We start from the raw sequence: 15,920 nt of genomic DNA on the forward strand, positions 1-15,920 counted from the left end.
GGAGACCGGCGCGGCGCACGACCACGATCCGACGACGGCGCGTCAGAAACGTAGGCTGGTCACCATGTTCCCGCCCCAGGTACCCACGACCGACGTGTCCGAGCTCGACGCCGAGCACCCCGTGCCCGAGGGCGTCGTGCTCCTCGACGTGCGCGAGCAGGACGAGTGGGACGCGGGCCACGCGCCCGACGCCGTCCACATCCCCCTGGGCGAGCTGCCCGTCCGCTGGGGCGAGCTCGACCCCGAGGTCCCGATCCTCGTGATCTGCCACTCGGGCGGACGCTCGGCGCGCGCCGCGGCGTGGCTCAACCAGGGCGACTTCGACGCGACCAACCTCGACGGCGGCATGGTCGCGTGGTCGCAGCGAGGGTTCCCGGTCGAGCAGTAGGCCCGCCGGCCCCGCAGCCCGCTCCCACTACACTTTCCCCATGGCCAAGAACTCGACGCCCGACTTCGTGCTGCGCCCCTTCGAGGGGCTCCCCGGCGAGACCGACTGGGTCGCCCTGCGGGAGGTCGTCCCCTCGGCCTCGGCACCTGCTCGCACCACGGAGGAGTACGGCGCTCGCGACGTCCTCGTCGTGACGATCCTCCCGGCCGGCTGGGCCGCGCTGCACCGCCAGGACGGCACCATCCTCCTGGCGCTCCAGACCCTCGCGGGCTCGGGCGACACGAGCCGCGACCTCGCGGCGGTCCTGCTCGAGGCCATCGAGGCCGAGCCGGGCACGTCGATCGAGCTGGGCGAGCTGCCCGGTCCGGGCCCGCGCCTGCAGGACGTCCTGGACCTGTCTGTGCCGTTCGAGGTCACGGTCCACGAGGACTTCTCGTTCTGGCTCGACCCCACGACGGACCTCACGCCCGAGCTCAAGGCGTCGCTCGACCAGGCGTCGGAGTCGATCGTCCCCACGGTCAAGCTCGAGTCGGTCGAGTCGGCCTACTGGTGCTCCATGAGCCGTGAGTTCCTGCGCTGGGCCTGGCCCGTGGGCGAGGAGGAGCTGATCGACGCGATCTCGCGCCTGCACGCCAAGCGCGAGTCGGGCCTGGGCGGCGGCAAGTTCGTCGGCGCGTTCCGGTCGTGCGGCCTGCTGGTCCCGGTCTGGGAGCTCCCGCGCGGCACGGAGGCCGCAGACCTCGAGGAGCCCGCCAAGGAGCTCAAGGCCAAGATCGACGCAGCGCTCGCGGTCACCGAGCCGCTCGACGCCAACGAGCGTCGTGCGCGTGCGGGCATCGTGTCCCGCCAGGTCACGCTCCGCTGACGAGCCCCTCACCACGGGCAGCACACCGGCACCACCAGCACCACAGCACCACCAGCACGACCCCGAGACCGACGGGCGGCGGCATCGCAGCCCCCGCCCGTCGGCCTCGGGCAGGTCAGGTCCGACGACGAGGAAGTACAGACGCCAGGCTGACCGAGAGATACCTCGGCAAGAACCCGAGAACACCGTTCTCTGGGACATCCCCGTGACTTTGCCACCCCGAGTGTGGCAAACTGCGGGAAACTCTTTGCACTACTAGGCTGGATTGCGTGAACGCGGACCATCGGTCGACCGAGTCAGGACTGAACACCGAAACCACCCGGGACGTGTCGGGCGTCCCCGCCAACGGGACGCACGCGCTCCCGGTGGCGAAGACCCCGCGCCCGGCCCCGCTGCACGGCGGTTCCCGGCAGAAGCAGCGCGTCGCGGTGATCATCCCCGCCAAGGACGAGGCGCGTCGCATCGCGGCCACGGTCCGTGCGGCCAAGGCCATCCCGCACGTCGACCTGGTGCTCGTGGTGGACGACGGCAGCGAGGACACCACGCAGCACGTCGCCCGTGAGGCGGGCGCCGTGGTCGTGCGCCACTCCCACAACCGCGGCAAGGCGGCGGCCATGGAGACGGGTGCCGCGGTCGTCGCGATGCGCGACGTCGCCGACCGCCCCCCGCGCCTCCTGCTCTTCATCGACGGCGACCTGGGCGAGACCGCGGTCAACACGGCCCCGCTCGTGCCCCCCGTGCTCGACGGCCTGGCCGACATGTCCATCGCCCTGCTCCCGCCGCAGCCCGGCGCGGGCGGTCGCGGGATCGTCGTGGGTGCCGCGCGGCGCGCCATCCAGTCCATGACGGGCTGGACGCCCACGCAGCCGTTGTCGGGCATGCGGTGCCTGACGCGCGAGGCGTTCGAGGCCGCGACGCCGCTGGCCCGCGGCTGGGGCGTCGAGACGGGCCTCACGATCGACCTGCTCCGCAAGGGGTACGTCGCGGTCGAGGTCCCGTGCGACCTGCGCCACCGCCCCTCGGGGTCGGACCTCAAGGGGCAGATCCACCGCGCCAACCAGTACCGCGACGTGCAGCTCGCGGTCGGGGCGCGTCGCGTCCGCAGCGCGCTCGACGCGCTCGGCGGGCACAAGCACTCCGGGAAGTAGCTCTTCGCACGAGGGGCCCGGGCGGACTCCGCCCGGGCCCCTCGTCGTCTACCTGCCGGACGCGGCGGGTTCCGCCGCGTCGTCGGGCGAGCCTCCGCGGTCGGGCAGGGAGGGCAGCGGGACGGACGGCTCGTCGTCCGTCCCGGAGGACGTCCTGCCCGACGGCGCCGCTCCCGTCCCCGAGACCGTCTCGCCCTCCGCGTCGGAGACCTCGCCCGGGCTGCCCGGTGTCGCGCGCAGCGCGGTGAGCACCACGAGCGGCACGGCCGCGACCAGGGCGATCATCGCGATCCGGACCCCGAAGTCGTTGACGAGCGAACCGCTCACGGACATGACCCAGATCGCGAGGATCGCGGGCCGGAACAGGGGCCACCCCGCCTCGGACCGCGCGAACCAGGCCGGGGTGAAGCGGCGCGGCGCGAACAGCACGAGCGCGAACCAGACCAGCACCACGAGCGTGATCCACACCGGGACCCCGCCCAGCACCGAGCGCGCCGCGTAGCCGGCCTTGCGCCAGAGCATCTCCCACGCGTCGCCGTCGACGACCTGGCCCACGAAGCGCCCCAGGTGCGAGCGTGCGGCAGGCGGGCGCAACCAGTCGAGCACGCCGATGAGCGCGACCACCCCCACGCCGGCCAGACCGATCGTGAAGAACCGCCTGAACGTCAGGCGTGCGCCCGAGGCCGCGAGCAGCAGGATCGCGAACGTCGGGACGAGGACGAGCCCGCCACCCAGGTCGGCACCGAGCGTGGGCCACACGTCGACGGCCATCGCGACCACGCCGATCACCCCGACCACGAGCGTGGCCGTGCGTCGTCGACCACGCAGCACGAGCCACTGGGCGACCCCGGCGGCGGCGAGGACCCCCGCGACCGCGAAGACCGAGAACGTCGGGTTGCCGAACCCGTAGAAGCGAGCCCCGAACGTCGGCGCCGAGCCGAGCGGGCTGGCGCGGTTGAACGGTGTGCCCAGCAGGGCGTCGAGAGTCAGCACCGCGAACGTGATGCCCGCGACCAGGGCGGGGCCCGCCCAGACGGGTCGTCGGGGCGCGAGCGCCCCGAGGCCGGCGACCACGACGGTCGAGCCGATCGACATGGCGACGGCCGCGAGCATCGGGTTCTCGAACCGCCACCACGAGGTCATCGACGAGACGAACGCCGCGGCGGGCAAGGATGCGAGGACCAGCGCGGCACCCTCGGCGACCCGGCGCCCGATCCGCCAGCCTCGTGAGTCCTTGCGGCGGGCGACGGGCGCCAGCAGCAGGCAGCCGGCCGCGAGGACCAGGCCCGCGTACCCCGCGTAGTCGACGAAGTACGGGTAGATCTGGCGCCGGACCTGGTCGCGTGAGGTCAGGTCGGCCAGGGCGTCGGCGGCGGACGCCGCGTCGAGGGGCCGGGGCGAGCCGTAGGTCATGACCGACGTGTCGATCCCTGCCGGGACCTCGACGCCCAGGGCGCCCAGGATCGTCGGAGGCACGTCGAGCAGGCGGACGATCCCGTCGGAGCGCGTCGCCGAACTCGTGAGGAACCGGGGCTGGTCCGAGTCGATCGAGGTCGAGGACCGGACCATGGTCACGCCCAGCGCAGGACGGGCGCCCGGGTTGTTGACCACGTCGACCACGAGGACCGTCGCCGAGTCCGGCACGGCGTCCAGGACCCGGCCGACCGTCGCGTCGACGTCGGCGACGAGCGCGGGCCGCTCGGTGCGGTAGCGGGCCGAGCGCTCGGCCGCCGTCTCGCCCGGGATCGTCGCCAGCGCTGCCGGGGTCGCGTCTCCCGCGTCGATCACGGTCAGCGCGCAGCCGAACGTGTCGTTGACCGGGGCCAGGGCCGCGGGCAGGTCCTGGTAGCGCGCGACCGTCCCGTCGCTGTCCGCGAGGGCGAGCGCCGCGCGCGGCCCGACGGCCGTCGCGCAGATGCCCGCGTCCGAGATCGCCTGGCCCAGGGTGCCGAGCTCGACGGTCCGGGACTGAGCGTCCACCATGTCCTGCCACCCCTGGACCTGTACCGACGTCGCGGGGGTCGCGACGCGCGACGAGGCGACCGTGTCGACGGGCTCGTCCGACGAGGCCGTCGTCCCGTCCGTCGCGACCGTGGTGACGGGGGCGCACGACGTCGTGCCGTCGTCGAGCAGGAGGGGCTCGTGGCGCACGTACTGCCCCGCCGAGAGCGCGAGCCACCCCGACGCGGGGCACCGGCTCGCGGCCCCCGTGGGGAGCGAGTCGCCCGCGGCGCCCGCCCCCTCGGTGAGGAGGGTGCGGAGCTCGGGGGCCGTCCCGGACGCGACGTCGGGCCAGCGGAGCCCAGAGGTGCCGATCACGACGAGGCTCTCGCCCTCGGGTGCGACGGGCGCACCCGTCCCGCGACGGACCTCGTCGCCCGCGACGGCCGCGCCGCTCGTCGGCACGACGGCCGCGGCGAGCAGCAGCGAGAGGAGCAGGCCGCCGCCCACCGCGAGGATCGTGGTGGGCATGCGGCGGATCGTGCCCGAGTCGGTCGAGAGCCCCGCGATGCGCGGCGCGCGGGGCTTTCGTGCGGTCGGTGACGCTGACGGGACGGGGGTGTCTGCGGGGACGGCTGCGGGGACCGCCGCCGCGACCGTGACCGACGACTCCGAGAGGAACGAGGCCACGACGGTCGCGATCGCCACGACGACGAACATGACCGCGATGATGACGCCCGAGTCGTTGAGGACCGAACCGATCCCGGCCGCGACCACGAGCGAGATCACGAGGGACCGGAGCTGGGGCCACGCGCGGTAGGCGGCGGCGACCTCGGGCAGGCGGCAGACGTCGGGGCGCAGGGCGGCGAAGGCCGTGGCCACGACGGCCACGGTCGCCAGGACGCCGGGCACGCTCGCGACCGTCGCCCACGCCCCCGCGGCCTTGGTCGCGATCATGCTGAGCGCGTCCCCGTCGAGGAACCGCTGGACGAACCCGCCCAGGTGCGAGCTGGTCCCCGGGATCGCCCAGTCGACGACCGACACGACCACGACCACGCCGATCGTCGCGGCCGCGACCGCGAGGATCCGCCGCACGGTGATGCGCACCTGGGCGACCAGCAGGGCGAGGATCGCGAACGCGGGGATCAGGGCGAGGATCCCGCCGAAGTCGGCACCGAACGCGGGCCAGCCGTCGACGACCGTCGTCACGACCCCGACGCCGACGACGACCGCGAGGCTCGCCCGCCGCCTGCCGTGCGCCGCGAGCTGGGACGCGATGCTCCCGGCGAGCAGGAGGGCGGCGGCGCCGTAGACCGCGAACGTCATGTTGTTGAAGCCGTAGAAGCGCGCCCCGAGCACGGGGGCCGGGCCCAGGAGCGAACCCTGCTGGAGCGTCGTCCCGGTCAGGCCGTCGACCGTCAGGACGAGCCAGGTGACTCCCGAGACCGCGGCGGCCAGGCGCCAGGGGCTGCGAGGCAGGACCCGGCTCACGAACCACGCGACGAGGGCGACCACGACGGTCGCCACGCTGACCGAGAGGATGAGCGCGAACGTCGGCGCGGGGGAGACCCACCACCGGGCGAGCGTGCTGAGCGACGACGCCGCAGGGGCGGAGGCGACCAGGAGCAGGACTGCCGACAGGACCCGGCGGCCTCGGGGGCTCGGGGGGAGCGGCGCCGTCGGGCCGGAAGGGGACGCTGCCACGCGCCGCTCCGCCGCGCGACGCGACCACAGCGTGGCCCCGACCGCGATCACGAGCGCACCGATGAGCAGGCCCACGAACGCCGGCATGAGGTTCGGGGCGGTGTCCGACAGGACACCGAGGTATCGACGGTTCTCGACCGTCCGCGAGATGCTCATGCGACGGTCGTCGCCCGACTCGAGCGGGGCGCCCCCCTCGAACGCGGCGGTGCTGATCCCGGCGTCGGCCGCGAGCGTCGCGGTGAGGTCCGTGAGCTGGACGAGACCCTTGAAGCGCGTCGACTCCGACTGGAGCCAGCCGTGCGCCGAGCCCGAGGCCGTCCAGTCCACGACGACCTGCAGACCAGGCTTGGCGCCCGGGGTGTCGGCGATCCCCGCCACGAGGACACGTGAGTCGCGCGGCAGGTCGGAGGTCAGGCGCTCGAGGACCTGGTCGAGCTCGCGCAGGGCCTCGGCCCGCTCGGGCGACGACTCGGGCAGCTCGCCCTGGTCGATCACGACCGTGTCGCACGCCGCGAGCTCCTGTTGCGAGAGGGCGTCGAGCGTCGGGACGTAGCGCGAGACCGCGCCGGTCGAGTCCGCGAGCGTGATCGCACCGCCCGGGCCGACAGCGGTGCTGCACACGCCCGCCGCCGCGAGCTCGGTGCCGAGCGCGCCCGGCCCGCGGGGCACCACGGCGCCCGTCTCGGGATCGACCGTGGTGTCGGCCGGCTCCTCGACCAGGTCCTCGGGACCGGTCGTGAGCGTGGACCAGCCCGGCACCGACGACGAGCTCACGCCCGTCCCCGCGTCGATCGTGGGCAGGGGCTCGCAGTCGACCGTGGACGTGACCTCGGCCGGGTCCGCCGGGTCGTCCGTGGGCACCGGCTCGACGACCGGGGGAGCGCTCGACTCGCGCTGCCCCGCGGACAGCGTGAGCCACGCGTCGAGCGAGCACGTGACCGGGCCGGCGCCCGTGCGGACGTTGATCGACCCGACCGAGCTCGACCCGATCATGCTCCACAGGTGCGGCACGGTCGTCGGGTTGACGTCCGTCCAGCGCAGCCCGGCGACACCGACCAGGACGGTCGGGCCCTCGGGTGAGGAGTCGGCGGTGGTCTCGGTGGTGGTCGTCGAGGTGGTCGCGGGAGCGGCCGCGGCGGGCAGCGCCGGGCCGACGAGCGCGCCGATCGCGAGGAGCAGCGCGGCGAACCCCCGACGACTGGTGCGACGAGGGGTCTGTGCGGGGGCCGGATTCGTCACCGGTCCAGCCTACGGGGGGTCACGTCGGCGGCCCGTCGACCGGGCTGCGCGGCCACAGATCCTCCACGAGGTCGGCGCAGCAGGGACGGAAGTGGCTCAGGTGGTCGGGCGGTCCGGCTCGTCGCCGTCGGGACCGTCCGAGGCCGCACCGGTGCTCGCCTCGACCGCCAGCGCTCTCGTGGAGGCCGCCGGCGCCTCCTCCGGGGCCTTGGCCCTCGCCGGTGCCGGCTCTGCGGGCGGCGCCCCCGACGCGTCGCCCGACAGGTAGCGCAACCAGCCCGAGTCAGGGTCCCCCTCGATGATCAGCGCCCGGGTGAGGAGCGTGAGCGGGATCGCGAGGATCGCGCCGAGCGGGCCGATCACGAGGGTCCAGAAGACGACCGAGAAGAAGCTCAGCGTGAGGCTCAGGTTCACGGCGTCGGCCACGAACTTGGGCTGCACGAGCACCTGCAGGACCACGTTGACCACGCAGTAGACCGCGACCACCCCGAGCGCGAGCGGCCAGCCGCCCACGACGAGCGCCATGACCGTGGGAGGGACCACGCCGAGCACGAACCCGATGTTCGGGATGAAGTTGGTGACGAACGCGAGGATGGCCCAGACGGCGGGCGCAGGGACCCCCATCCACCACAGGGCCACGCCGTCGATCACGGCCACGACCGCACCGAACGAGGCGTTGACGACGAAGTAGCGACGCACCCCGGAGTTGTACGCCGTGATCCGGGCGAGCGTCGCGGGGCGCGTCGCCCCGAAGCGGGCGCCCGCGTCCTGGTAGCGCCCGGCGTCCGCGGCCATGAAGATCACGTACGCGAGCACGAAGAAGAAGGCGGTGAGCACGGTCATGGCCGTACCGCCCACCGTGGCCGCGAGGCCCGCGATGGTGCTCGGGTCGAGCCACGACGACACCGCGTCCGCGACCTGCCCCTCGACGCCGAACGACTCGAGCCACGCCGTGACCTGGTCGACGGTCTTGGCGAGGTCGTCGAGGTACTGGCTCACGAGGTTCGCGAACTGGACCCCGGCGAACGCGAGGAGCGCGGCGAGCGCTCCGAGGATCAGGTAGGCGACGACGATCATCCCGGTCGTCGCGGCCCATCGTGGCCAGCCGCGGCGCTCGAGCGGACCGCGGACCGGCTGCACGATGATCACGACGACGGCCGCGAGAGCGAGCGGTCCGAACAGCCCGCGCGCGAAGTACACGCCCGCGAGGACGATCACGGCAGCGGCCAGGCTGATCAGGGTCCGGGTCGACGGCGCCAGGCCACGGTGCGGAGAAGCGTCCTGCGGTGCGGTCATCTAGGGGGTGCTCCTCGGTGGTGAAGTTCGGGCGTCAGGTCGAATGATGCCTGCCGGTCAGGCCGTGCGCACGACCAGCCCGCCCGGCTCGACCCAGGCCTCGAGCTCGACGGCCCGTCCCAGGAGGTCACCGTCGACCTGCGCCTGCTCGCCGCCCTCGACCCGGACGCGGACGCGCTTGGCGCGCGCGTGGTCGATCCGGCCGATCTTCGCGGGCAGGTCGTTGGTCACGCCGAACCCCTGCATGACGACGTCGCCGAAGAGCTGGGCCCAGCCCACGACCCCGCCCCGGGTGTCGATCGCGGCGATGTCGAGGATGCCGTCGTCGAGCACCGCGTCGGGCAGCAGCGTGATGCCGCCGGGCAGCTTGCCGCAGTTGCCGACCATGAGGGTGCGCAGCTTGGCCTGGACGGGAGGTGCGTCGTCGAGCTGGATCTGGGCGCGCAGGCGGCGGCCGTGCAGGTGCCGGATCCCCGCGACGAAGTACGCGACCCAGCCCACCTTGGCCTTGAGGGTCGCGTCGGCGTCCGCGACCATCGCGGCGTCGAACCCGAGCCCCGCGATCACGAGGAAGATGTGCGCGGTCTCGGTGTCCCGGGCCGCGAGCGTGCCCTCGGGCTGCTCGACCGAGGTGGCGGAGGTGTCCTTGCCGTCAGAGCCGGCGGCCGTGCCGGCGTCCTCGTCGCCCGTGGCGTCCGCACCCCCCGCGTCCGCGCCCGTGGCGCCGGTCCGCGCGGGGCCGCGCGCGCCGCCGTCGGGCTCCGCGTACTCCAGGACGCGCGCCCAGCCGACGTCGATCACGCGGTCCGCGCCCGCGACGACGATGCGCAGCGCCTCGTCCGGGTCGGTGATGGGCAGGTCGAGGTTGCGCGCGAGCAGGTTGCCCGTGCCGATGGGGATGAGGCCCATGGGTGTGCCCGTGCCGACCATGGCCTCGGCGACGGCCCGGACGGTCCCGTCGCCGCCGACCGCCACCACGATGTCGGCGCCGCGCGCGAGGGCCTCGCGGGTCTGTCCCACACCCGGGTCCTCGATCGTGGTCTCGAACCACAGCGGGTCGGGGAGGTCGGCCTCGGCGCACACCTGGCGGACCGTGCGCTCGAGGTTCGCGGCCGCGGGCTTGGACGGGTTGGCGACGAACGCGATGAGCTGGCCGGTGTCGTCGGAGGGTGCGTCGGCGGGGACGACGGGAGGGTCGAGGCGTCGTCGGCGTCGCTGCTGCGACCAGACGGTCATCGCGACCGTGAGCGCGACGGCGGAGATGGCGACCGCCGCGACTCCCAACCACATTTCCCAACCCATGTCGGACACGGTAGCGCTCGGGATGCCGGGGGCGACGGTCGTGCCCGCCGAAGGTGACGTACCCGACCGTCGAGGCCCGTCCGGCTCAGCGCTCGCCCGATCCCCGTTCCCACGCGGCCCACAGCCGCGCGTACTGCCCGCCGGCCGCGCGCAGCTCGTCGTGCGTCCCCGACTCGACGACCCGCCCGGCATCCATGACGACGACCCGGTCGGCTGCCGCGGCCTGGCTCAGCCGGTGCGCGATCACGACCGCGGTCCGCCCCGCCAGCGCGGCCCGGGCCGCCCGGTCGAGCGTCGCGGCGCCGTCGGTCCCGACCTCGGCCGTGGCCTCGTCGAGCACCACGACCGCGGGGTCCAGGAGCAGGATCCGAGCGAGCGCGAGCTGCTGCGCGCGGTCCGGCGAGAGGTCGAGGCCGCCCGCACCCACCGCGGTCGCGAGGCCCTCGGGCAGGTCGGCGACCCAGCGCGCCTCGACCGCGTCGAGGGCCGCGTGCAGCTCGGCGTCGCTCGCGCGGGGCGCGGCGAGCCGCAGGTCCTCGGCGAGGGTCCCGCTGAAGACGTGGACCTCCTGGCTCACCATGGCCGCGTCCGGCCGGGGGGCGGGCAGCCCCTCGTCGGCGGCGGCCCGACGGCGTCGCCCCGGCGTCGCGCCCAGGACCTGCACGGCGCCGCGCGTCGGGCGGTGGATGCCCATCGCGAGCTTCGCGACCGACGTCTTGCCGGCCCCGGACGCCCCGACGAGCGCGACGTGCTCGCCCTCCGCGACCTCGAGGTCGACGCCTGTGAGGACGTCGCGCCCGGGGGAGTAGGCGAAGGTCACGTCCCGGAGCACGACGGCGGAGCGTGGCCCCGGCACGTCGGCGGCGCTCGCGGGACGGTCGCCCTGGGCGGAGCGATGATCGGCCGGGTCGGAGGGTCCGCCACCCTCGACCGGCCACGTGGTCGCGGTCGTCACGCCCACGAGCCGTGCGAGCCCGGCCCCCGCCTTCTGGATCTCGTCGAACTCGCCCAGGACCATCCCGATGGGCCCGAACAGCCGGTGGAAGTACAGTGCCGCGGCCGTCGCGGCGCCCACGGTCACGGCGTCCCCCGAGACGAGCCAGAACCCGACCGCGAGCACGGCCCCGAGGCCGATGAGCTCGGCGATGTTGAGGCGGTTGTAGAACCGGGTGAGGAGCGCGATCCCGGTCAGCGACAGGTCGATGGCCCGGATCGAGGACTGCGCCACGAGGTCCTCGTGCCGCTCGCCGTGCCCCAGGGTCGTGACGGTCGTGGCCCCCGCGACCGTCTCGATGACCTGCTCGGTGCGCTGGGCCTCGGCGACCCGGACCTCGCGGTAGACGGGTCCCGAGCGGCGCAGGAACCAGCGCAGCGACACGACCTGCAGGGGGGCGGCGGCCACCGCGGCGAGCGCGAAGCGCCAGTCGAGGGCTCCGAGCCCCACGAGCGTCAGGGCGATCGTGAACACAGCGGACGTGACGGCGGGCAGGACGCCCGAGATCGCCTCGCTCACGGCGTCGACGTCCCCCGAGACACGCGCGACGACGTCGCCGACGCCGGCGCTCTCGACCTGCTCGAGCGGCAGGTCGAGAGCGCTCGCGAGGACGTCCTCGCGCAGGTCGGCGAGCGCGCCCTCGCAGATCCGGGCGAGCAAGGTCTGTCCCAGGTAGCCGAGCACCGCGCTCAGCACCCCTGCTCCGAGGAGCAGCAGGCCGAACCGCACGAGCTCCGACGTCCGGCCGCCCTCGACGACGACGTTGACCATGACCCCGAGCAGGGCCGGAGTGGCGAGGCCCGCGACCGAGCCGGCCAGCAGCACCGCGACGGTCCCGGCGAAGAGCCACCGGCGCCTCGTGAGCATGCGCCACAGCGCGGTGTTGGTCGCGGCGGTCGTGGCGACGGGCAGGATGGTCCGCGCCGGGACGGCGGTGGTTCTCGGGTCGTCGGCGGCCGCGGGACCGGCCTGCCCGGGGTCGGCGGTCACGACGTCGGCGCTCACGAGGCGACCAGCTCACGGTCGGTGCCGGCAGGGGTCGCCACGACCGCGACCGCCGTGACGACCTCGTCGCACACGGCCAGGAGCGTCGGGCTCGAGGTCACGAGCACGAGCGCGCGCTCCGGGAAGCCGCGCAGCGCGGCGGCGATCCTGGCCTCGGTCACGGTGTCGACCGCGGTCGTGGGGTCGTGCAGGACGAGCACGGGTTCGGGCCGGTGCAGCGCACGCCCCAGGACCAGACGTTGGCGCTGCCCGCCGGACAGGTGCTGGCCGCGGCCGACCAGCGGCGTGTCGAGCCCCTCGGCGAGGTGCCCGAGCACCTCGCCGGTCCCCGAGGCGTCGATCGCCCGGTCGTCGAGCGGCCCGTCGGGCGCAAGGTTCTCGCGCACGCTCGTGCTGAACAACGACGCGTCGTGCCGGGCCGCGAACACGAGCGCACGCCCGGCCGAGGGGTCGAGGGCGGCGAGGTCGGTACCGTTCACGACGACGGCTCCGGGCGGGGCGGGGGCGCGGCACCCGAGGACGTCGACGAGCCGGGCCGCGTCGCCGCCGTCGGGCACGACGACTCCCACGACCTGGCCCGCCCGGGCCGTGACGCGAGGCACGACGGACCCGCCGAAGACGCCCGTGATCGTCACGGTCGCGGCCCCGCCGCCGCGGGTGCCCGCGTGCGCGGCGCTCGCCGCCCCGTCCACCGGGCTGTGGACGGTCGGCTCGCCGAGCAGGAGCAGCAGACGCCGCGCGGAGGCCCGCTTCTGCGCGAGCTCGACCCCCAGGAAGCCCGTCCGGGACATGGGTTCCTGGACGAACTGCGCGAGGCCCACGACCGCGACGAGCTCACCCACGGTGATCTGCCCGGCGAGCGCCATGCGGCCCGCGAAGAGCGCGACCGCCGCGAGGAAGACGACCGAGAGCACGGTGCTCACGGCCTGGTACGCGGCCCGGGAGCGCACCGCCCGCAGCGCGGCCGCGAGGGAGTCGCGGCTCGCGCGCCGGTAGCGGTCGGCCGCGGCCTCCTCGGCGCCCAGGCCCTTGAGGACGCGCAGGCCCGTGACGAGGTCGGTCGCGAGGCCCCCGGCGCGCGCCGCGGTCTCCTGCTCGGTCTCGCTGCGGGCCTCGAGCGGCACCGAGAGCCGGTGCATCACGAGCAGCATCACGGGCGTCGCGACGAGGACCGCGATCCCGAGCGGCACCGAGACGAGCAGGAGGCTCACGGCGGTCGTGCCGATCGCGGCGAGCGCGCCGAGCTGACCCGTGACGAGCCACGAGATCCCTGCGACGCGGTTGGTGTCGGAGGACGCGATGGTCAGGGTCTCGCCCGCGGCGCGCTGCCGGGCCATGCCGAGCGGGTCCAGCACGCGCGCGACCGTGAGCTGGCGCAGGTCGTGCGCCGCGAACGAGAAGGCGCGCACGGTCGAGCGCATGCCGATCCGCCACGCCATGGTCAGGACGACGAAGACCGCGGCGAGCACACCGAGCCACAGGCCGAGCGCCGTGCCGTCGCGCGGGACGATCGCACGGTCCACGACCACGCCGATCAGCACGGGCACGAGGGCCTCGGCGACCTGGTGGACCATGAAGCCGCCCGCGCCCACGGTCAGCAGGAGCCAGCGTCGGTTGCCGGCGAGCACGAGGCGGAAGACTCCGCCGACGGTCGTCGGTACGGCGACGCCGGTCCCGTGGGCGGGGCGTGGTCGCCGGTCCGGGCGTGCAGGACGGCGGAGACGGGGAGGCATGCTTGCTAAGGTAATGCTTACCTTCATGAGACGATGTGGGATAGCCTGCCGGATCATGTCGCTCATCGGCCAGGCGCCTCCCTCCGTCCCGTTCGTCCCGATCGTCATGCCCGACGGCGTCCGCCCCGCTGACGCCCAGTGTGCGCAGCAGCACGCCGAGGACGTCGCGATCGTGGCCGCGGCCCGCGAGGTCCGGTCGGTCTCGACGTCCCACTTCCCGCCCAGCACCCCGGGCCTGTGGCCCGTGCACGTGCACGCGTTCCACGAGCTCCTGTGGGGCACGCAGGGCGTGCTCACGGTCGAGACCGAGCACGGCTTCTTCGCGGTCCCGCCGACGATCGGGCTGTGGATCCCGGCGGGCGTCGCGCACGCGGTACAGACCGCGGGCGGCACGGGGTTCTACTGCACCTACGTCGACGCGGACCTGTCGGCGCCGTCGGCCGAGCGGGCCGCCGAGCAGCCGGCCGGGCGACCCGGCGAACGGCCCGGCCCGCCCGGTGCTGCCGCCTCCGCGGAGGACACGTTCGTCGCGGTCCTCGACCGCGCGCACCGCACCACGGCGGTCTCGGTCCCTCCGGCGGCGCGCGAGCTCATGGTCCACCTGTTCAGGCACGGCATGGATCCCGCGGCCCGACGGCGCAGCGAGCGTGTCGTCGTCGACCTCCTGTCTCCCGTGGACGTCACGCCCATGGTGCTGCCCATGCCCTCGGACGCGCGTCTCGAGTCGGTCGCCCGGCGGCTGCTCGACGACCCGGCCGACACGCGTTCCCTCGAGGCGTGGGCGCGCGAGGTGTCGGTCAGCGTGCGCAACTTCTCGCGGCTGTTCCATCGCGAGACGGGCATGACGTTCGCGCAGTGGCGCATCCACGCGCGGGTCCGGGTCGCGATCGGCCTGCTCGCGGGCGGCATGCCCGTGGGGACCGTGAGCCGCCGGGTGGGGTACCGGACGCCGAGCGCGTTCGTGCAGTCCTTCCGCAGGGTCCTCGGCCACACCCCGGGCTGGTACGTCGCGTCGGTCAGGGCCGATGCGGAACATCCCCTGGCCTCTGGCAGCGACGATCGGCCAGTTTCCGCCGTCCCGACGTGGTTAGGGTAGGGATACCTAACTGCCTCTGACGGGGACCGTCGTGTCGCCGTCGCTCGACCGGGAGACCTCGTGACCCTCGTCCTGACCGCCCGCCCCGACACCCCTGCGGACCCTTCGTCCATCCCGGTCGGCGACGACCGGTGGCAACGGGTCGTCGCGGCGATCACGCGCCGCGACTTCCTGATCGGCGCCGGGGCGCTCACGGTCGCGGGGCTCCTCGCCGCGTGCGGCGACGGGTCGGGCCAGGCGGCAGGAACACCTGTCGGCGGCGAGACCATGCCGTTCGAGCACGACGGCTACCGCACGAACCTGCCCCTGCACCCCGAGCGGGTCGTCGTCCTGGAGGCCCGGGCGGGGCTCGAGTTCGCGATCCTCGCCGGGCTGCCGATCGTGGCGACCGAGTGGTCCGACGAGAGCCACCTCATGGCGCACCTGCCGCTGGGCGTCGAGCACCTGGGCGGCTCCAACATCGAGCCGAACGCCGAGTCGATCCTGTCCCACTCGCCCGACATGCTCGTGGTCGGTGCGGGGTGGTGGACGTACTACCAGGAGAACGAGCTGCTGGCCGAGGGCATCGCTCCCGTCCTGGTCGTGGGTGACGACGACCCCGACTGGAAGGCCTCGCTGCGGCGCCAGCTCGCCGCGTTCGGCCGCGAGCAGCAGGCGACCGAGGCGATCGACGCCTACGACGCCACGGTCGCGGACGTCGCCGCCGAGATCGCCCCGCTCGTGACCGGCCGCAAGGTCGTCATCGCGGGAGCCGACGAGGAGGGCTTCTGGATCCAGGAGCCCGACAGCTACTGCTCGGGCATCGCCCGCGACGTCGGCATGGACCTCGTGCTCCCGGCCGCCGGGCAGAGCAACGGCTCGGTGTCGAGGTACTCGTTCGAGAACCTCGACGTCTTCCACGAGGCCGACCTGATCATCCTCCAGAACCCCGACGACCCCGCGGCGTCCAACCCCGCGTGGCTGGCCGTGCCCGCCGTCCAGGCGGGGCGCGTGGCCGAGCTCCGCTACGACCGCAACTTCGGGCTCGCCCTGACGGCCCAGGTCTTCGCCGAGGACCTGCGCGAGGCCGCGCACCTGCTCTGAACCGGGGCCGCGGGCGCCCGGCGCCCCGACCCGGCTGCTCCCACGGCCGATCGACGCCCGCGACCGCGGGCTCCCACGACGGCTCCGTCCCCCGCCGCGACCTCGCGGCCACACGAACCAGGAAGT

10 protein-coding genes are annotated in these 15,920 nt (G+C 74.4%); 5 read left to right on the plus strand and 5 right to left on the minus strand.

The window, feature by feature from the left end; genetic code table 11:
- Window positions 1–64: 64 nt before the first annotated feature.
- From ACFWGN_RS17485 to ACFWGN_RS17495, 3 genes are all read left to right on the plus strand, one after another.
- On the plus strand, window positions 65–388 hold the full coding sequence (locus ACFWGN_RS17485) for a rhodanese-like domain-containing protein (protein ID WP_377618618.1): 324 nt from the start codon (window positions 65–67) through the stop codon (window positions 386–388).
- A 40-nt stretch (window positions 389–428) separates the two neighbouring features.
- The gene (locus ACFWGN_RS17490; RefSeq protein WP_377618620.1) at window positions 429–1,253 is read left to right on the plus strand and encodes a DUF5926 family protein; all 825 of its coding nucleotides are present in this window, start codon (window positions 429–431) and stop codon (window positions 1,251–1,253) included.
- A 365-nt stretch (window positions 1,254–1,618) separates the two neighbouring features.
- A complete protein-coding gene (locus tag ACFWGN_RS17495; RefSeq protein ID WP_056653537.1) occupies window positions 1,619–2,401 on the plus strand; it encodes a glycosyltransferase in 783 nt (260 codons plus the stop codon).
- A gap of 48 nt (window positions 2,402–2,449) precedes the next feature.
- Here ACFWGN_RS17495 and ACFWGN_RS17500 read toward each other — a convergent pair whose 3' ends face one another.
- From ACFWGN_RS17500 to ACFWGN_RS17520, 5 genes are all read right to left on the minus strand, one after another.
- Entirely contained in the window at window positions 2,450–7,285 is a 4,836-nt protein-coding gene (locus tag ACFWGN_RS17500) for a hypothetical protein (RefSeq protein WP_377618621.1), read from the minus strand.
- A gap of 96 nt (window positions 7,286–7,381) precedes the next feature.
- Window positions 7,382–8,581 carry an AI-2E family transporter gene (locus tag ACFWGN_RS17505; protein WP_377618623.1) on the minus strand — a complete coding sequence of 400 codons (1,200 nt, stop codon included), beginning with the start codon at window positions 8,579–8,581 and terminating at the stop codon, window positions 7,382–7,384.
- Window positions 8,582–8,638: 57 nt separating this feature from the next.
- Entirely contained in the window at window positions 8,639–9,883 is a 1,245-nt protein-coding gene (locus ACFWGN_RS17510) for a diacylglycerol/lipid kinase family protein (RefSeq protein ID WP_377618625.1), read from the minus strand.
- An 85-nt stretch (window positions 9,884–9,968) separates the two neighbouring features.
- Window positions 9,969–11,882 carry an ABC transporter ATP-binding protein gene (locus ACFWGN_RS17515; protein ID WP_377618626.1) on the minus strand — a complete coding sequence of 638 codons (1,914 nt, stop codon included), beginning with the start codon at window positions 11,880–11,882 and terminating at the stop codon, window positions 9,969–9,971.
- Complete coding sequence (locus tag ACFWGN_RS17520) at window positions 11,879–13,615, minus strand: ABC transporter transmembrane domain-containing protein (RefSeq protein WP_377618628.1); 1,737 nt, start codon at window positions 13,613–13,615, stop codon at window positions 11,879–11,881. Before ACFWGN_RS17520 ends, ACFWGN_RS17515 begins: the two co-directional genes overlap by 4 nt.
- Before the next feature lie 55 nt (window positions 13,616–13,670).
- Between ACFWGN_RS17520 and ACFWGN_RS17525 the strand changes: the two genes are divergently transcribed.
- Complete coding sequence (locus tag ACFWGN_RS17525) at window positions 13,671–14,711, plus strand: helix-turn-helix domain-containing protein (protein WP_377618630.1); 1,041 nt, start codon at window positions 13,671–13,673, stop codon at window positions 14,709–14,711.
- Between the two features lie 60 nt (window positions 14,712–14,771).
- Window positions 14,772–15,794, plus strand: coding sequence for an ABC transporter substrate-binding protein (locus ACFWGN_RS17530; protein ID WP_377618632.1), 1,023 nt, complete (start codon window positions 14,772–14,774; stop codon window positions 15,792–15,794).
- The last annotated feature ends 126 nt before the right edge of the window (window positions 15,795–15,920 follow it).

The organism is Oerskovia sp. NPDC060338, from assembly GCF_042726295.1.
GTDB lineage: Bacteria > Actinomycetota > Actinomycetes > Actinomycetales > Cellulomonadaceae > Oerskovia > Oerskovia merdavium.